This is a genomic window from Riemerella anatipestifer, from assembly GCF_009932355.1.
In the GTDB taxonomy this organism is placed as follows: Bacteria; Bacteroidota; Bacteroidia; order Flavobacteriales; family Weeksellaceae; genus Riemerella; species Riemerella anatipestifer_E.
Genome location: NZ_LEKU01000016.1, coordinates 65,510 through 84,262, shown reverse-complemented (window position 1 = coordinate 84,262; position 18,753 = coordinate 65,510). Strand labels below are relative to the sequence as shown.

Below are 18,753 nucleotides of genomic sequence, written 5' to 3'. Positions count from 1 at the left end.
ACTTCTAAAATTAAACATTATGAAAAAAACAACCAAACTAAGTGTATGTGCCTTTCTAGGTCTAGGACTCGTGGTTTACGGGCAAAACAATGGTAGAGTTGGCATCAATACGCCTAACCCCAAAGCCACTTTAGAGGTAAGTAAAGACGGTACAGATACCGCTAAGGGAATTATCATTCCGCGTCTAACAGCCGAAGAAGTAAAAGCTATGACCGATGCGGGAAATATAGGTACAGAACAACATTCACTTTTAGTTTATGTTACAGAAGCCTTTACCAATACATTAGATAGAGTAGGAAAATATGAACTAATTAGCGGTAAAGGTTATTACTATTGGGACAACCAGCTAACTGGAGGGAAATGGAAAAAATTATTGGATACAGACAACTTCTATACAGCAGGAGCAGGGATAAAGCTTTCTGGGAATACTTTTTCTAGAACAGGTTTGGAGGAAATTACCGAAAATGGAAACACAGGATTTCGCCTAATAGGTGCAAATCCTGATCATTATGGAGATATAGGTAAGAAGGCTGTAGACCTTAGTTATTCATATAATTATAAAAGAAGTGACTATGGAGCAACAGGTAGCTATTCTTTCGCTTCGGGTATAAGTAGCATAGCTTCTGGATATATTTCAACATCTATGGGAGGATATTCAATTGCTTCGGGGCAGTATTCATTTGCACTTGGACGTTGGGCTTTAGCAAGTGCTAGTGGTGCCATTGCTTTAGGTGGAGATGCCATTGCCTCAGGTGGAAATACCATTGCTTTAGGTAATTTTATTACAGCACAAACCCCATATTCAACCGTTTTAGGGAATAACAATTTTAATACAGATCCATCAATGGGTGGAGATACTCCTACTTTTACTAAAAACCGGTATGAACTTTTTGTTCTAGGAAATGGAGATAATACAATTAAACAAGGAGGAGACCAAGCTATAGCAAGTAATGCTTTTATTGTCCTCCGTGATGGCTCTACAGGTATAGGCTTAGCAAGAGAAAAACCAACAGAAATGATAGACGCTAACGGAACCGCAAGACTACGAACCATAAATCTTCTTTCAGGACAACCCACGGACAAAATAGTGGTATCCGATGCTAATGGCGTTCTTAAAACCGTAGTACCTTCTTCTATCAATAATATTTATACCGCAGACGGTACATTAAGTAGCACACGCCAAGTCAATCTTAATGGGAAAGACCTTAGCTTTACAGGTACAGGCAATGTAGGAATAGGAACAAATGCCCCACAAACTAAGCTAGATATAACAGGAAGTATTAAAATAACCGACGGTACGCAACAAGAGGGTAGAGTTCTAACTTCTGATGCAAACGGTATTGCGAGTTGGCAGGCTTTATCAATGGGAAATAAAATGGCAAAGATTAATTTTAGTAATCGTAATTTCAATATTCCCACCGTAAGTCATTCCTCTAGTAGTACTCTCACTCCCGTAAAAGAAGTCGCTGAAACAGTAACCGTAGATTTTAATGAGTTTGGGGCAACTTATACTAATGAGTCTATACGATTATCTCCCGGCAAGTATATGTTTTTTGTTAACCATGATCTTTTCGGTGTTGAATATTGTCGTTTTTCGGTAAATGCTACAGATGCTTCAGGGACTAGATCCGTGTACTTAACCTACTATGGAGAATGGTTAAACACTTCTTTTCCTTTGGTATTATCTAAAGATACAGATATTACATTTCATATCATAGGATTTGCTGACGACACATGGGTAGACAATGGTAGCACTCGTAATATGCCCAACCCTAATCCTAGATTTTATCTAAAATCTAGCAGTTATACAGGAATCCCATTCTCTAATCAAGTTACTATATTAAAGCTGAATTAACCTTAATACTGATAAACTCATGAATACTTTAAAAGCGTGGTTGCGTCCCAACCTACTCACCAAAGATGACCCTAACGATTTTGTAGCCGTGCCACTCCTAGGTGGTAGCCTTGGCATTACAGAAATCATAGAAGCCCTCAAAAAAGAGGGTATGGAGATACAAACCGAAACCGCAGTAGATATTATCACTCGTTTTAACCGTAAAGCCTCAGAGCTAGTATTGAACGGTTACAATGTCAATACAGGGCTAGTTTATATGCGTCCTGCGATTAAGGGCGTATTTTATGATAAAACTTGGGATAAAGAGAAGCATTCCGTTTATGTGAATGTAAACCAAGGTCTAGACCTTAGAAAAGCGGTAGCAGACACCAAGGTAGAAATACTAGGCGAACAATCTAGTCCAATGAGTGTGTTCAGCATCACCGACAAAGCCACAGGTAAAGCAGACGGCACCCTTACCAAAGGTAAGAATGCGGAAATCAAAGGGACTTACATTAAAATAGATGGCAATGCCCCTAAAAACGGTATCGTATTTAAAAACTTAGACACTCAACAAGAAGTGAAACTCTTAGCCGAGCATATTGTGCTTAATGAGCCGTCAAGGGTGCTTATTCTCGTTCCTGCAGATTTGGAGGCAGGTAACTATGAGCTAAGTATTACCACGCAATATGCTAAAGGTGGGGTTACCACTAAAGAGCCTAGAGTGGGTGTACTTTCGGCACCAGTGGTTATTGGCTAAATAGGGAGCCATTCCCTAGCGTAATGAGGAGAGCCTCCCCACGGTCGTGGGGAGGCTCTCCCTATAGTAATGGGGAAGTGTTCCCTAAACTTCATTTAAGTTTTATTTTGATATGGTATCAGACCACCTCATCTTAGAAATCGGTAATACCTCAATCGTTATGATAAGGTTTGCCTTGTAAGATTTGGTCTGCACGGTAGATTTGTTCTACAAAGAATAGTCTTATCATCTGGTGGGTAAAGGTCATTTTAGAAAGAGCAAGTTTATCGTTAGCTCGTTGGTAAATCTCTTCCGAAAAGCCATACGCCCCGCCTATCAAGAAACACACCCGCTTAATAGACGCATTCATATAATGATGGATTTGCTCCGAAAAAGCTCTACTGGTGAACTGCTTGCCCTTCTCGTCCAACAAGATAATAGTATCCGTACTTTCTATATGGTTGAAAAATAGTTTGGCTTCCTCTTTTTTAATCACTTCTGGGGTGAGGTTCTTGGCGTTTTTAATATCTGGAAGCTCTACGATGTCAAAATTATAGTATTTGGGTAGCCTTTTATGGTAGTAACTAATGAGGTTTTGTATTTCCTTTTGGTCTGTTTTTCCGATACATATCAATTTGAACTGCATAAGCAAAAGATTTATTTTTAATATATTTGCGGTACAAATATAGATTTAATGGCGTTAAAGACCCCTAAATTCCTTTTAAAAATTCACCGTTTTTTAGATTCTATCCACCTTCCTGTTTTAGAAATTTCTTTGTGGAAGATGTTTGAAATCTACGGGCAAGGGGTATTTAAAAATAATGTGGTAAAACAAGCCGCTAGTATTTCGTGGAGCTTCTTTTTGAGTATTTTCCCATTCCTGCTGTTTTTACTATCTATTTTGCCTTATATGCCTCATTATGATAAACTCCAATTCTATATTTTTGAGGTGTTTATGGCTAATATACTCCCCACCCATATGCTGCACGATGTTACGGAGTACATACAGAACAGCATTATCCCCAATATGAAAAGCATTAGCAAACTTACCATACTTTTTGCTTTGGTATTTGCTACTAATGGCACATTTTCCCTCATCAATGGGTTTAATGAAAATACCGACTCCAAAAGGACTTTCATCAGAGAATACACCATTTCTATCTTGGTTACTCTAGCCTTTGTAACCTTGATATTTCTCTCTCTTTTTGGGATTTACTACTCCGAAGTGGTGCTTAAACTATTCACGCCTAAATACAATCTCAACTGGCTTATTGTTAATCTATCTAAAATAATTGGGTTTATCTCGTTCCCGTTGTTTTATTTTATTCTGTTAAGTCTTTTCTACTGGGTAGGGTGCGTTAAAGTGAAAAGGTGGCTGTCTGCCGTTCCTGGAGCAGTACTCACCACCTTATTATTTGTACTCATTACCTATGGATTTATCTTCTACGCTACAAATTTCGCCAGATACAATGTACTCTATGGCTCAATAGGAACTATTATTTTAGCGATGATTTGGGTTAATCTCAACATTATCCTTATTCTCCTAGGCAACGAGTTCAATCTCGCTATAGACCGAGTGAAAAGAAATAAACTCCCTTAACTACTCCACTACGCTGTTAGGATAAATTCCTGTAGAAATGGTTTTCTGTAAACCAGCTTCATTAAAGAATAAAGCCTTAGCATTTTTACCGTCTAACCCTACTGCAAAAACCTCATCTAGTTTAGATAATCTATAGAAAGAAGTTTCGGAAACTTGGGTACTCTTGGTAAGGTCAGAGCCTACTGCTGCCTTGTGTAGTTTACCATCTACTAAGAAGAAATAAGACTGATTAACCTTCACAATTTCCTGAATACTTTCCTTTTTGTCAGGAGTTTGAGCCCAGTCGTAAGTTTTTTCTACTCCAGAGGCAGTAAGCGTCCAAATGCTACCGTCCACCGTGCTAGTGTAAGCCCAGTTAGCACTAGCATCGTAAAAGCCATCTCCCTTACAAGTAATAAGCACTTTGTTATCCTCTACTAAATAACCATTAGGATTGTAACCAATAGTGTAATATTTCTCTACCGCGTTGCTAGACGGATTGATAACGGCTAGTTTGTTATTTTTGCCCCACCCCCCTTCTAGCAATGCATAAATCTTATTTTGGAACGAGAATATCTTCTCTACGCCATAATCTACCGATATTTTTGCGACTTCTTTTAAAGTAGCTGCATCTAGCACCAATATATAGTCATCTGTTTTATCAAGACCTTCGCCCCAGTTGGTAATGTAAAGTTTACCATTAACTACCGTCATATATCTAGGGTTTTTAAGCCCTGTGGTTACTTCGGCTTGTTTTTTCATGGTGTATCTGTTCACTTTTACCAATCTGTTGCTATTATTAACAACAATGTAAAGGTCGTCTCCATTTCGGTAAGAAGACTGTGGCGTATCTCCTAGAGCTTCGCTGTTTACCTTCTGATAAACCTTTTCTTCTGTGTTAGAAAAACCATAAGAAACATAATCTAAACTCCCATTGTTCTGACCGAAATAGCCTTCATTCAAAATAAAAAAGCCATTTTCGTAATCTCCTTTTGGAGTGTAGTCTTCGTTTCTGTTACACGCTGTAAGTAATACTACGGCCGATAAAAAAGCTAGTGATTTCTTCATAAAATATGGATATTAAAAATTAGTTTTTAAAGTAGTTAAAAAATACCTGCCTGGCATAGGATAGCCCTGCATTGTGTTATAAGACTGGTCTAGAATATTCTGAACTCTAATGTTAAGAGAATTACTGATGTTTTTTAGTTTAAAATCAAACCCTAAACCTACATTCCACAAGTGATAAGGTGCTAAAAAATCTCTCCCCATCTGGTCTGTGGCTCTCTCCGAAGTGAATAAATGTTCTAGTTCTAAGTGGTATTTTTTCCAATCTAAACTAAATGTATTAGAGTAGTTCCACCTAGGAATATAGATGAGTGATTTTTGAGTTCGCTGATTATAGGTCTCAGTGTAGGTCAGTAAATTATTAAAATTAAGCCCCACACCCTCCCAAACAAAACGATGAGAAGACCTTGCTTGTCCACCTTTGGTAATAACAAAATCTAAATTAGTAGGTGTCCAAAAACCAACATCGTTAGGATACCATAATATCCAATCTTTCACTTCGCCATAATGCACAGATACTCCTATAGATTGTGTATTTTTATACTTGTAGCCTACACTTAACTCTCCCATCTTCCCTGCTTCGGGCTTTAGTTGTGGGTTTCCACCTTGTTTCCAATACAAATCGTTAAAGGTAGGTAACCTGTAAGAAGTGGCATAAGACGCCTTGATACTTAAATGTTTCAGAGGCTCTAATTCCAACCCCACATCATAAGTAACGGGAATGCTAAACAAAGATGAGAACGACTTTCGCAAATTAGCAGAAACTACACTCCAATCGTTAAAATTATAACGGTAATTCACAAACGAATGCCACTCTTTAAGCGGACTAATCCTTAGATTATCGCCACCTCCTGTGGTATATTTGGACTGAAGCCCCAGCATTACCAATGATTTACTAAACGCTAACTTTGCAATATAATTCGCAAAATAGTTTTCGGCAAAACTAGCCGTTCCACCATCTTTAGCATTCATTCTAAACCTAAAAAACTCTTTGGTATAGGCAGATTGCAACTGCTGTTCAAAACCTCTATTATGATAAAACCAAGACACCTGCATACGAGTACTTTCGTCATCTTGAATTTGCTGTGCTATGGGTTGTGCTTCAGTAGCTCCTACATTTCTAGACGCCCACTGGTTCCAAATATTAAAGGAAATTTTATGACTCCCACTAAGTTTATAGACGCTATTAAGGTAAATATCTGCAATATCAAACCCTGAATTTCCTGTTTTACCTTTCTTACCAAATTTATCTCGGAACGGAAATTCGTTATCCGAACGAAGGTAATTCGCTCCAGCATTCCAGCTCCATCTAGAAGTATGGTTCTGTACCGAAAAGCTATTTCTACTAAGTCCAAAACTTCCTAAAGCGTTCTCTAATCTGTATTGCGTTTGCTCATTAAAATTAGGATTAAATTCTAAAGCGAACACTCCGCCCAACGCTCCACTCCCGAAACCACTACTCCCCGAGCCGCTACGATAGGTTAAACTACTGCTTACATTAGAGCTGATAATATTAGCATCTACTTGCCCATTTAAAGAGGAATTGATAGGAATGCCTTCCCATGTAAATAAATGTTGAGACGGTGAAAGCCCCTTTATAGAAACCGATGCTAAATTGCCATAGCCATAGTTCCTAATAACCGCTCCCGTCTGCTTTTGGAGTAGCCCTTCTATAAAAATTTCTGGATTGTTCTTTAAATCAACTTTAACGACCTCGTGTCCTACAGAAAATGAAGTAGGCGACACCAGATTGATGGCTACGGTATCTATAACCGTTTCCTTCTGTTGAGCTTGCACAAAAAAGACCGACGATAGACTCGTCAGCAAAACTAATCTTACCATATAAAATACTCTTCCTCCGAAAGTTTTTATTAAAATATCATTCGTTTGGCAGGTCTCCTGACTTTTGCATTTCTACGCCTTCCCGCATAACAATAATACAGTGGCAATAATGTAGAAACTTTATTAAAGCAATTTACAGTTGCGGGGACAGTTCAAGACTTTCACTTGATTCCCTTTTAATTAACCCAGTAGGCTAAACCAAAACTTCGGCAAAGATAGTTTTATTTTTTGATGTCTAGGCTCTAAATCACTGCAAAATATTCACTATTTAGCTTTTTTCTTCTTCCACCTCTTCCTCTTCGTCTAGCCAGTGTTCATCTTCAAACGAGATATTATCATCGGCTAATAAACGAGCTTCTCTTTCTAGAGATTCTTTAATGGTAAATGTCGTATCGCTATCTATATCTTGTTTCGCTAAACGAATGGTAGAATCATTATCTATGGCAATAAATCTATTCGCTAATCTTCTTGCAGCGTATTTTCTAAAGCCCGATGCATTTAAAATATCCACGCCCATATTAACTGCCGTTTCCAAGGTTTCTCTATAAATATTGTGAATACCATCGTTAATAAAATCGTAAGCATCTATACGGTTTCTAGCCCTAACAAATATTTGCAAATGAGGAAAATGATCCTTCGCCATTCTAATCATATACTTGTTGCTTTCAGGATCGTCTAAACACAGTACCAATATTTCGGCATTTTCAGCACCCGCCGCCCTCATAATTTCAACCCTTTTGGCATCGCCATAATACACTTTAAAACCTTTCTGTCTAAGGATATTCACACGGTTAGAATCGTTATCCAAGACCGTGGCTTTTATACCACTTACCTTTAACAAACGACCAACGGTACTCCCAAAATGCCCAAAACCTACGATAATTATTTTTTTCTGTTTGATAGGTTCTGAAATTAAATCTGATACAGGTTCTTCAAATTTAACATTGAAATTAGGAGCAATAACCCTTTCATTTAATAATAGTAAAAACGGCGTAATCATCATTGAAATAGCCACAACGGAAATCATTTGAGAGCTTATTTCTAAATCTAACAAGTTGAGTTTAACGGCAAAAGTGATAATCACAAAGGCAAACTCTCCCACTTGGGACATCCCAAAGGAATAGAGGAAGTTTTGGTCGTTGCTCATTTTAAACATCTTCCCTACCAAGAATAATACCCCGAACTTAACCAATGTTGCCAAAACAACCATTGAGAATATGAATAATGGGTCTTGCTGTATCACATTAAAGTTAATTGTAGAACCTACACTCACAAAGAAAACCGCCAAAAGCAAACCTTTAAATGGGTCTATTTGACTTTCTAACTCGTGTCTAAATTCGGTATTGGCGAGCATCACACCTGCCAAAAAGGCTCCCAAAGCGGGGCTTAATCCTGCGAGTAGCATCAACTCGGAAACTCCTACCACCAAGAATAATGACGATGCGGTAAGCAACTCATTCATTCCTGAACGAGATACATACCTCAAAAACGGCACAAAGAGATATTTACCCAAAAGAATAAGTACTCCTACGCCTAATATCACTGAAAAGGGTTGCAGCCATTCTGGTAAATAAGTAATCAGCACCGATTTTTCTCCGTCGTCTTCGGATTGTCCCGCCAACATCGGCAATAACGCCAAAATAGGAATTACCGCTATATCTTGAAACAATAAGGTGGAAAACGAAGCCTCTCCAGATACGGTATTAAATAGGTTTTTTTCCTTTAGCGTTTGTAAAACAATCGCTGTGGAAGACATAGCAAAAGCCGTAGAAACGACAATATTAGTCGTGGTTTCCCACCCAGCTAAATATAATATAGGAAACAGCAACCCAAAAGTAAATGCCATCTGAGAAAAGCCAAGCCCTAGGATACTTTTCCTCATAGCCCAGAATTTACGAGGTTCTAATTCCAGACCAATAATGAAGAGTAACATCACCACACCAAACTCAGTACTGTGCATCACATCTTCTACATTACCTGTTAATTTTAATACGAAAGGTCCTATAATAATACCTCCTAGAATATAGCCTATAACCGAACTAAACCCAAACTTCCTTACAATAGGTACCAAAAAAATAGCTGCTCCTAGATAGACTAATGTAATCTTAAATAAACTTTCTGACATTAACTCAAAAATTTAGAAATTTCCTGTTGGATTTCACTAACTTCTTCTATTGTTTTTTGCTTTGCAGCATACACACAAAGCGTTTTCTCTACCGATACACCTAGAGTTTCCAAACTCTTGGTAAGAGGTAATATAAAGTCTTCTATAGATTTCTCATACATTCCACCTCTGGCATAGGAATACTCTGAACCTCCTGCACTTACAATTATCATCGCTTTTTTCCCTGCGAGTGGATTTTCATTTTGTTTACTCAACCACTTCATATCCAAAACTTCACTCAACCATAAGTTAAGCAGTGGTGGAATACCCAACCATATCAACGGAAACTGAAAGATGAGTTTGTCGTAGTTTTTAATCCTTTTTCTTTCCCTAAATGCAGCGATATGAAAATTAGGATATTCTTCGTACAAATCTCTAAAAGTAATATTTTCTTTGCTTTGATAAAGTGAAATAAGATGTGCATTAAATACAGAATGCTCCAAAAACGGATGTGCAAATAACACTAAGGTTTTTTCTACTTTACTTTCCAATTTTATAGCGTTTGGCGTAAAGGTAATATTTTAAAACTTAAAAAGCAAATACGAGCTAAAGGCTATTTGTGTTTGTTTAACTGATTCCAAAAATCTAAGAACTCTGTTTTAACCCTCTCTGGCAAAGTTTTAAAATTATCATCAAAAACTGTATCAGAAAACTGACTTTCCACAGTTGTCCACATTTTGTAAGCTTTATTTTTATAAACAACTATACCCCATACACGCTCTAATAGGCTATCCATACCATTTTTATACTCATCTACAATGTAAATAAACTCTGCATAGCCATCTTTATCTATATCACTATACATCATTCTATTATTTACAAACGCCAAAGATTTATTTACAGGGTGTTCTAACTTTGTACTGAAAACTTTCTCAAAAACATTTTCTTGCTTTTTCTCAAATTTCTCTATATACAACAAATCATTTTCTGCTCCTGCCTTGTTTTTGGAAACTACAATATAGTTATTTGTAAGTCTGTCATTAAACCCTATGGCAAACAATTTTCTATCACCCGAAAAAGGCAAATCATTTTTGGTTAAGTGAGTAGAAAATCCGTCTACAACAGTAGTTACCTGCGACTTAATAATTACATTTGATAGCAATGCTAATACTAGAAGAATGTTTTTCATTTTCATATTTTTTATAGATTCGTTCTTTTTTTAAGCAATTCTAATGATTTTTTTTAACCTTTATTCCTAAAATAGCTTTGAAAAGTTTTTTAAGCAAATTAAACAAAACCTCAAAAAAACCAAAAATAATATCTCTAACAATCACTTCCAATATTCCGCTAATAAATCCCAAAATTACTCTTATTATAACTTCCATAATCATGAATACTTATCTCATTATCTCAAAAACTATTTGTTTTAAGACAATGCTTGGAGTTGTTTTAGTTTTTCATTTAGTCTTTTAATAATAATACCATAAATCAGCCTATAATAAAGCCATATAAACCCAACTCCTAAAAAGATAGACACAATATAACTTACCAAAAACACCAAGAACTTCGGCTCTGAAAATGAAACATTTTGCACATAAGCCAAGTAAATAATTTCTGCCAAATACCCCAACATAATCGCAAGAAACATCGCCAAATTAGCTAAGATAAAAGCATTTACTATTCTTCTAAATTTAATAATCTGAGTGATAAATTTCTTAAGGTTAGATTCTATACTTATCTTTTGATAACTGTAATAAAAAAGCAACACAAACAAAAGCGTAAGAATAAGACTTGCCCCTTTAATAAACAACTCTATATTATGATAGTTTTCAATTAAATGTGTGCCTATTTTAATATTCATTTTATCAAAAATATTCAGTAAGGCTGGCTCTCTCTTAACAGAGCAAAAACCATAAATATTAAAAGCCAATATTATAAGAAATTCAGCAACACCTATCCAAAAAATAGTTTTTACATAATTGCGAGATTTCCTATTCAGCATTTGTTCTATCTGCCGATTATCGTAAGTAGGTTTAGGTTGCTCTCTCCAAACCTCTTTCATTTTATCTATATCAAAATTAGGCATATTGTTCCATTAGTGTTTTTAAAGTTTTTTTAAGACGGTTCATCTTCACCCTTGCATTAACCTCTGTTATCCCCAAAGTTTCTGCGATTTCTTTGTAGGACAATTCATCCAAGTACATCATTACAATAGCTCGCTCTACCTCGGGTAGCTTTTTTATCACTTTGTAAAGAAGTTCTACTTGTTGCCTTTGCTCATGCTGATTATCCTCGGGAGTATTATAAAAACCTTCATTAAGTTCGTTTGTTTTAGGTGATTTTGAGGATTTTCTAAAAAGTGTAATGGCTGTATTCAAAGACACACGATACATCCAAGTAGATATTTTGGACTGACCATTAAAAGAATCAAAAGAACGCCATAATTGTAGCACAATTTCTTGAAACAAATCTTGCTCGTCTTCTAGCGTATTGGTGTACATTCTAGAAACTTTAATGATAAGCCCTTGATTGATTTTAATAAGTTCCGAAAAGTCTTTTTCTTTTTGAGACATTACTACTTTTATCGGCACGAATATAACAAATTACCCTCATATATCTCATATCCAAATCAATAAAAAAAACAGACCAATTTCTCAACTGGTCTGCCTTCTGTATTGATAAATATAAAACTCTAATGTTTTACTGTTACTACTTCTTCTAGCTTATGTTTATGCTTAAACATCACTGCAAAAAGAATCATAATTATCAAGGCATATATTGCAAATACCAACCATATCTCGTGCCACATTTTATTGCCCGAAGCATCTAAAAAGAACGCATCTATCATTCTACCACTCACTACACTACCCATAATAGCCCCAAAGCCATTCGTCATCATCATAAACAACCCTTGTGCTGAGGAACGAATTTTTTCGTCTGTTGTCGCCTCTACGAATAACGAACCCGACACATTAAAGAAGTCAAACGCCATACCATACACAATGCATGATAGAATGATAAGTACCAATCCAAAGCCTTCTGGAGAACCATAAGCAAAGAACCCAAAGCGAAGTACCCAAGCTCCCATACTCATCAACATCACTTTTTTGATGCCAAATTTCTTTAAGAAAAATGGTATCGCTAAAATGAATAGCGTTTCGGATATTTGAGAAATAGACATAATAATTGTAGAACGCTCTACCACTAAACTATTTTTGTATAATGGATTTTTACCAAAATCTGATAAAAAAGTATCTCCATAAGCATTCGTAAGTTGTAACGCGGCACCCAAAAACATAGAGAACAAGAAGAACAACGCCATCTTATAACTCTTAAATAGTTTAAACGCATTGAAACCCATCTTCTCTTGCCAAGAAGCCTCTTTAGGAATCAAATTCTGTGGTGGACACTTTGGAAGTGTAAAGGCATAAATACCCAATAACACTGCTACTATCGCCGCAATATAAAACTGATTTTCAGACGCTTTATTTCCTGTAAGATTAGTAACCCACATCGCTGCAATAAATCCAACTGTCCCCCAAACTCTAAGGCTAGGAAACACCTTAACTACATCATAATGATGCTCTTTAAGAATATGATAATTGATTGAATTAGACAACGCAATTGTAGGCATATAAAACACCATTGCCACCAACATCACCCAAAAGAAAGCCGTAGGGGCTGAAGCATGAGGTAAATAGAAAAGCGTCCCTGCATAAGCAATTTGTAATATTCCGTAAAGTTTCTCAGCGTTTATCCACCTGTCTGCTACTATTCCTATCAAAGTAGGCATAAAGATAGAGGCAATCCCCATTGTGGAGAATATAACCCCAAACTCTGCACCTCCCCATTGCTTAGTATCAAACCAAAAAGTAGCCATCGTAATAAGCCAAGCTCCCCACACGAAATACTGTAAAAAATTAAGTACAGTAAGTTTTAGTTTTATATTCATTTTTAGTCTATTTTAATCTATTGGTCTTTGTCGTCTCTTAATCTCTTCTTGCAACTGAAAAGCCAAGTCAAAATCTTCGTTTTTCACGGCTTCGTCTAGTTGCATTCTTAATTCTTCTAAGGACATTCTATTGTCTTGTTTTTCATTATGAAATTCTGTAACTATATCGTCCTCCTCATTTAGTTGTTGTATCTCTAAAAGAATTCCCGCCTCTTCCAAGACTTCTTTGGTAGTGTAAATAGACACCCCAAATCTCACCGCCATTGCTACTGCATCAGAAGTTCTCGCATCTAAGAACAAAGTTTCCCCTGTAGAATTATTTTTGAAATGGATATGAGAAAAGAAAACACCATCTATAATTTGATAAATTACAATATATTCTAAACTATAATTGGTATCTCTAATAAAACTAGCAAACAAATCGTGCGTAAGAGGACGGACAGGTTTCAAATCTTTCTCTAAAGCTAAAGATATAGATTGAGCCTCAAAACTACCTATCACTACTGGTAATTTTATAGAACTTTCCACCTCTTCTAAAAGCAAAGCATAAGCCCCCGATTGTGTTTGGCTGTAAGAGATACCTCTAATAACTAGCTTTTTATAATCCATAGAGCAAAGATATATAAAAAACACCATACCCTTGAATAAGTATGGTGTCTTTTCTTTAATTTTATGATAAAATTTAGGCTTCTTTTATTGCTTTTATTTTTTCGGTAAGAGCAGGTATCACTTGGAAAGCATCGCCTACCACACCGTAATCCGCAGATTTAAAGAATGGTGCTTCAGGGTCATTATTGATAACCACAATGGTTTTAGACGAGTTAACTCCTGCTAAGTGCTGAATAGCCCCAGAAATACCTATTGCAACATACAAATTAGGTGCTATCGCTTTACCTGTTTGTCCCACGTGTTCAGAGTGAGGTCTCCAACCAATATCAGAAACTGGTTTAGAACAAGCAGTAGCCGCTCCTAAAACTTGAGCCAACTCTTCTACCATTCCCCAATTTTCTGGACCTTTCATTCCTCTACCTGCTGAAACCACTACTTCAGCTTCTTTAAGGTCTAATTTTCCAGAAGACTGTTCATGGCTTACCACTTTTATATCTGTATTAGCCACACCTAAAATCTTTTCCTCTTCCGAACCTGAAACTGGATTTTCTTTTACTCCAAATGCGTTTTGGGAAACTGTTAATACTACATTACCATCAGCTTTAGCTACCATAAAAGCCTTTCCTGAAAAAGCTTTTCTTTTAACCTCTAAAGGTGCTACCGAAGTAGGTGCTTCTACCACATTAGTAATAAGAGAACTATTTTTAAGAACTGCCAACATTGGTGCCACAGAAGCTGCATCAGTAGTGTGAGGAAATACCACCACTCCATCTACCACTTCTGCTATAGCCTTAGCATAAGCTTTAGCACTGAAAGATTTTAATCCTTCATCTTTAATATGGATAACTTTCTCTGCTCCATATTTATATAATAATTCTGAACTATCTGTAGCATTGATGCTTACAGCCGTTACGCTAGTTCCTGCTTTATCTGCTACAGCTTTAGCGTAAGATACCGCTTCAAAAGCTGCTTTTTTATAAACACCGTTTATATTTTCTGTATATACGAATATTGCCATTATTTTTGTTTTTATATGTTAAATTATATTATAATAACTCCCCTATATTACCTTAGCTTCTTCGTGAAGAGCTTTTACAAGAGCATCTAAATCGTCTGGTGAGAATAGCTTAACAGAAGCTCTTGGCGGAACACTATCAAAAGACACTGCACTTACCTTTACTTCGTTTTGAGACGGCTCTTGCACATTAAGAGGCTTAGTTCTTGCAGACATAATACCTCTCATATTTGGAATAATAAGTTCTTTTTCGTCCACTAAACCTTTCTGACCAGCAACTACCAATGGGAGTGATACAGAAACAGTTTCTTTACCACCATCAATCTCTCTTACCGCAGTAACTTCAGAACCGTTTACCTCTAACCCAACACAAGCATTAACGAAAGGTTGGTCTAAAAATTGAGCTAACATTGCTGGCACGGCTCCACCGTTATAATCAATAGACTCTTTACCACAAAGTACCAAATCATAACCACCTTCTTTAGCTACATTTGCGATTTCTTTAGCTACCGAAAAACTATCCTGCGGCTCTGCATTGATACGGATAGCATCATCTGCACCTATAGCCAACGCTTTTCTAATAACCGCTTCTGTACCTGCATCTCCTACATTAACTACTGTTACTTTAGCTCCGTTTGATTGCTGTAATTTAATCGCTTTTGTAAGTGCAAATTCATCTAATGGATTGATAACCCACTGAATTCCGTTTTTATCAAAAGCTGATTTATCTGCTGTAAAGTTGATTTTAGATGTAGTATCTGGAACACTACTAATACAAACTAATATTTTCATATTTTCTCTATTTTTATGTTTTATAAATCGTTGCTAATATAACAAAAATATATTATGCATGCATAATACTATATATTAAAATTTATTTATTGCATAATTATTTATTTGGATTAGATGGTCTTACCTCTATTTTGCTAGGTAAAGTACGAGGATTCATTCTAAGTAAATCTACCACGATTTCCCCTAGATCTTCTGGTTGAATTTTCCAAGAATCCTTATCCGAGGGTTCGTTACCATTAAAATGAGAGGCTACAGAACCTGGCATAATGGTGGAAACTTTAATATTATACTTTCTTAAATCTAACATTGCTGCTTGGGTAAAGCCTACAAGACCAAATTTAGATGCATTATATCCTGACGCTTTTTCAAAAAAGTACGCTCCTGCCAAACTAGCAATACTAATGTAATACCCCTGTGTTTTCTTGAGAGACTCCACGGTTGCTTTCATCGTATGGAAAGCTCCCGTAAGATTAGTATCTATCATAGCATTCCATTCTTCCAAAGACATTTCGTCTACTGGTTTAAAGCAACCCAAACCTGCATTAGCTACCACTAAATCTATATTGCCTAGCTTAGTTTCCACATATTTAACCGCTTCTTGTTCTGCCTGAAAATCTTTCACATCAGATACTACGCCTACGATGTTGTCTTTATATTCCGATAGTTCAGAAACTGCTTTTTCCACAGCTTCCTTACTTCTCCCACTAATAGCGACTTTTAATCCATTTTTCAAGAGTTCTTTTGCAATTCCAAAACCGATACCTTTAGTACCTCCTGTGATATATGCTACTTTGTTTTTCAAATCCATTTTAGACATTTTTTTATTGTGCTTAAAGATAATTATTTTTATGAGTATGAAAACAATCAAAAAGAATACCCTTTTATTAAGCCCCTACCGCTTTATTCTAAGTAAAAAAATATTAGTAACTTTGCACGAGTTCATTATGGGTTATGCAAAAATTAGTTTTACTTTTTACTAAAGGAGGACTCCAATACCAAATTATTAGGGGTAAGGAAGTACAAGAAGAAAAAGTTTTTTTTATCACAGAAGATTCCCCTAGTGATTATTTAATCAATAAGTTAGAGGAAATTTTAAACCATCCTTCTATAGTAAGTATAGATGTAATTTCTGCCCTCAATCATTTTACATTGATGCCTTCTACTTTTTCTCAGCACGATATCGCTCACGAGCTTATCTCTTACAATGCTCTAGTAGATAAAGACAAAGAGGAAGTAATGCTTTCTGTAAATAAGAAATATGGCGTTCAGTTTTATTATACGATGCCTGACCTATTTTATAAAAAAATTAAAAGCAAAGGTATTTCTACGCATTTTAATTTCTCTGGAGAAAAGTTCCTAAATACACTTGAAGCTGGGAATAAAAAGGAAATACATATCAATCTATATCATCATCAGTGTGAGTTTTTTGCTTTAGATAATAGAAAGGTAATTCTTTATAACAACCTAGATGTAAATTCGGAAGTAGATTTTCTTTATTTTGTTATGTTTACCCTTAGTAAAATAGGATTTAATATTACAGACACTCAGTTCTATGTGTACGGAGAGACTACCGAAAACGAGACTTTTATATCAGAGCTTGGGAAGTTTGTCAAAAATTTAAAAGTGGTTTTTGACAACTTACCTCAAAAGAACTTCATTATGAGCTAAATACTCCTCAATAACAACTAAAACTATGTATAGAATTATCTCTGGAAAGTGGAAAGCTAAGCGAATATTAGCTCCCAAAAATTTTGAAGTTCGCCCTACAACAGATTTTGCCAAAGAGGCTTTATTCAGCATATTAGAACATAGGTTAGAGCTACCTTACATCTCTGCACTAGACCTTTTTGCAGGAATTGGCTCTATATCTTTAGAGTTGGCTTCTAGAGATTGCCAAGACATTACTTCGGTAGAGTTTAACCCTAAACACGCTGCATTTATACAATCTACAGCCCAAGAGTTAGATTTCGGCTTACAAATAAACGTCCAAAGAAGTGATGTTTTTGAATGGTTAAAAAAGAGTAGAAATCATACTAAGTCATTCAATTTGATATTTGCTGACCCGCCGTTTGATTTACCTGAAAAAAAATATTACGATTTAATCAATTCAGTTTTAGACAGTCCTATTCTTGCCGAAAACGGACTTTTCGTTCTAGAACATCAAAGCCGAATGGCATTGGAACATCAACATCTCAAAGAAACTAGAAAATACGGAAATGTGAGTTTCTCTTTTTTTGAAAAAGAAGCCGTTTAAAGCAAAATAAATTTACCTCAACTTAACTATCAAACTTCAAAATTGATTATTACAGTTGAGGTTTTTATTTTTGTATCGTTAGAAAAATCTGTATTTCGTCATTCAAAAAAATACTTTAACTTTATACCTTATTAAAATTCAAAAAAAATGATACAACATTTAGATAATATCAGTCATAAAAATTCTTCTAATTTCTTCCTAGTAGCAGGACCTTGTGCTATAGAAAACGAAGATATGGCAATGAAAATAGCAGAACATATTGTAAAACTTTCGGACAAATATAAAATCCCTTATATCTTTAAAGGAAGTTTTAAAAAAGCCAATAGGTCTAGGATAGATTCCTTTACAGGAATAGGAGACGAGAAAGCTCTTGAAATACTTAAAAAAGTAGGCGATAATTTCGGAATTCCTACAACAACAGATATTCACGAAAACGAACACGCTACTCTTGCCGCACAATATGTAGATGTATTACAGATACCTGCCTTCCTAGTAAGACAAACCGATTTACTCGTGTCTGCCGCCAAAACAGGAAAATGCATTACTCTAAAAAAAGGACAATTCCTCTCTCCCGAAGCAATGAAATTTGCAGTGCAAAAAATAAAAGACTGTCAAAACGATAAAGTTGCCATTATAGAGCGAGGCAACTCCTTTGGCTATACCGATTTGGTAGTGGATTTTAGAGGTATCCCAACGATGCAAAATTACGCTCCTGTAATATTAGATGTAACCCACTCTTTACAACAACCTAACCAAGAGTCTGGTGTAACTGGTGGAAAACCTCAACTCATAGAAACCATTGCTAAAGCAGGGATTGCCGTAGGTGCAGACGGACTATTTATAGAAACACACCCAGACCCTAAAAACGCAAAATCTGATGGTGCTAATATGCTCCCTCTAGAGCAACTAGACGCGTTGTTAGCTAAACTTACCAAAATAAGAGAGGCTATTATTTAGTATCAAAATCA

Annotated in this window: 19 protein-coding genes and 1 riboswitch; of the genes, 6 read left to right on the top strand and 13 right to left on the bottom strand. The window is 36.0% G+C overall.

The window, feature by feature from the left end:
• Positions 1 to 19: 19 nt before the first annotated feature.
• Positions 20 to 1,855 (top strand): hypothetical protein, encoded by a 1,836-nt coding sequence (locus GXW81_RS06400; RefSeq protein ID WP_161531657.1) that lies wholly within the window; start codon positions 20 to 22, stop codon positions 1,853 to 1,855.
• 19 nt (positions 1,856 to 1,874) lie between these two features.
• On the top strand, positions 1,875 to 2,594 hold the full coding sequence (locus GXW81_RS06395) for a DNA-binding domain-containing protein (protein ID WP_161531656.1): 720 nt from the start codon (positions 1,875 to 1,877) through the stop codon (positions 2,592 to 2,594).
• Between the two features lie 151 nt (positions 2,595 to 2,745).
• On the opposite strand, the gene rlmH is transcribed toward GXW81_RS06395, so the two are convergent.
• Positions 2,746 to 3,219, bottom strand: coding sequence for a 23S rRNA (pseudouridine(1915)-N(3))-methyltransferase RlmH (gene rlmH / locus GXW81_RS06390; RefSeq protein ID WP_079208392.1), 474 nt, complete (start codon positions 3,217 to 3,219; stop codon positions 2,746 to 2,748).
• 48 nt (positions 3,220 to 3,267) lie between these two features.
• On the opposite strand from rlmH, the gene GXW81_RS06385 reads away from it, so the two are divergent.
• Positions 3,268 to 4,173 carry a YihY/virulence factor BrkB family protein gene (locus GXW81_RS06385; protein ID WP_161531655.1) on the top strand — a complete coding sequence of 302 codons (906 nt, stop codon included), beginning with the start codon at positions 3,268 to 3,270 and terminating at the stop codon, positions 4,171 to 4,173.
• Here the strand turns inward: GXW81_RS06385 and GXW81_RS06380 are convergent, their stop codons facing one another.
• The 12 genes from GXW81_RS06380 to GXW81_RS06325 all read right to left on the bottom strand — a co-directional run bounded on the left by GXW81_RS06380 (position 4,174) and on the right by GXW81_RS06325 (position 16,348).
• Entirely contained in the window at positions 4,174 to 5,220 is a 1,047-nt protein-coding gene (locus GXW81_RS06380) for a YncE family protein (RefSeq protein ID WP_161531654.1), read from the bottom strand. It lies immediately after the preceding gene.
• Between the two features lie 12 nt (positions 5,221 to 5,232).
• Entirely contained in the window at positions 5,233 to 7,059 is a 1,827-nt protein-coding gene (locus tag GXW81_RS06375; protein ID WP_161531653.1) for a TonB-dependent siderophore receptor, read from the bottom strand.
• 29 nt (positions 7,060 to 7,088) lie between these two features.
• Positions 7,089 to 7,277: riboswitch (cobalamin riboswitch) on the bottom strand.
• A 50-nt stretch (positions 7,278 to 7,327) separates the two neighbouring features.
• Positions 7,328 to 9,184: a monovalent cation:proton antiporter-2 (CPA2) family protein gene (locus GXW81_RS06370; protein ID WP_161531652.1), complete on the bottom strand. Its 1,857-nt coding sequence runs from the start codon at positions 9,182 to 9,184 to the stop codon at positions 7,328 to 7,330.
• Entirely contained in the window at positions 9,184 to 9,714 is a 531-nt protein-coding gene (locus tag GXW81_RS06365; protein WP_161531651.1) for an NAD(P)H-dependent oxidoreductase, read from the bottom strand. The genes GXW81_RS06370 and GXW81_RS06365 overlap by 1 nt, the downstream gene beginning before the upstream one ends.
• A 62-nt stretch (positions 9,715 to 9,776) precedes the next feature.
• Positions 9,777 to 10,352 (bottom strand): hypothetical protein, encoded by a 576-nt coding sequence (locus tag GXW81_RS06360; protein ID WP_161531650.1) that lies wholly within the window; start codon positions 10,350 to 10,352, stop codon positions 9,777 to 9,779.
• A 237-nt stretch (positions 10,353 to 10,589) separates the two neighbouring features.
• The gene (locus GXW81_RS06355) at positions 10,590 to 11,249 is read right to left on the bottom strand and encodes a hypothetical protein (protein WP_161531649.1); all 660 of its coding nucleotides are present in this window, start codon (positions 11,247 to 11,249) and stop codon (positions 10,590 to 10,592) included.
• The gene (locus GXW81_RS06350; RefSeq protein WP_004917778.1) at positions 11,242 to 11,736 is read right to left on the bottom strand and encodes an RNA polymerase sigma factor; all 495 of its coding nucleotides are present in this window, start codon (positions 11,734 to 11,736) and stop codon (positions 11,242 to 11,244) included. Before GXW81_RS06350 ends, GXW81_RS06355 begins: the two co-directional genes overlap by 8 nt.
• A 119-nt stretch (positions 11,737 to 11,855) precedes the next feature.
• Complete coding sequence (locus GXW81_RS06345; protein ID WP_161531648.1) at positions 11,856 to 13,115, bottom strand: nucleoside permease; 1,260 nt, start codon at positions 13,113 to 13,115, stop codon at positions 11,856 to 11,858.
• A 12-nt stretch (positions 13,116 to 13,127) separates the two neighbouring features.
• Complete coding sequence (locus GXW81_RS06340; RefSeq protein ID WP_161531647.1) at positions 13,128 to 13,724, bottom strand: bifunctional nuclease family protein; 597 nt, start codon at positions 13,722 to 13,724, stop codon at positions 13,128 to 13,130.
• Between the two features lie 73 nt (positions 13,725 to 13,797).
• Complete coding sequence (locus tag GXW81_RS06335; protein ID WP_161531646.1) at positions 13,798 to 14,742, bottom strand: electron transfer flavoprotein subunit alpha/FixB family protein; 945 nt, start codon at positions 14,740 to 14,742, stop codon at positions 13,798 to 13,800.
• 42 nt (positions 14,743 to 14,784) lie between these two features.
• Positions 14,785 to 15,531 (bottom strand): electron transfer flavoprotein subunit beta/FixA family protein, encoded by a 747-nt coding sequence (locus GXW81_RS06330; RefSeq protein ID WP_109474893.1) that lies wholly within the window; start codon positions 15,529 to 15,531, stop codon positions 14,785 to 14,787.
• A 97-nt stretch (positions 15,532 to 15,628) separates the two neighbouring features.
• Complete coding sequence (locus tag GXW81_RS06325; RefSeq protein ID WP_161531645.1) at positions 15,629 to 16,348, bottom strand: SDR family oxidoreductase; 720 nt, start codon at positions 16,346 to 16,348, stop codon at positions 15,629 to 15,631.
• A 134-nt stretch (positions 16,349 to 16,482) separates the two neighbouring features.
• On the opposite strand from GXW81_RS06325, the gene GXW81_RS06320 reads away from it, so the two are divergent.
• From GXW81_RS06320 to kdsA, 3 genes are all read left to right on the top strand, one after another.
• Complete coding sequence (locus GXW81_RS06320) at positions 16,483 to 17,199, top strand: DUF3822 family protein (protein ID WP_161531644.1); 717 nt, start codon at positions 16,483 to 16,485, stop codon at positions 17,197 to 17,199.
• 25 nt (positions 17,200 to 17,224) lie between these two features.
• Positions 17,225 to 17,785: an RsmD family RNA methyltransferase gene (locus tag GXW81_RS06315; RefSeq protein WP_161531643.1), complete on the top strand. Its 561-nt coding sequence runs from the start codon at positions 17,225 to 17,227 to the stop codon at positions 17,783 to 17,785.
• 147 nt (positions 17,786 to 17,932) lie between these two features.
• The gene (kdsA, locus tag GXW81_RS06310; protein ID WP_161531642.1) at positions 17,933 to 18,742 is read left to right on the top strand and encodes a 3-deoxy-8-phosphooctulonate synthase; all 810 of its coding nucleotides are present in this window, start codon (positions 17,933 to 17,935) and stop codon (positions 18,740 to 18,742) included.
• Positions 18,743 to 18,753: the final 11 nt, after the last annotated feature.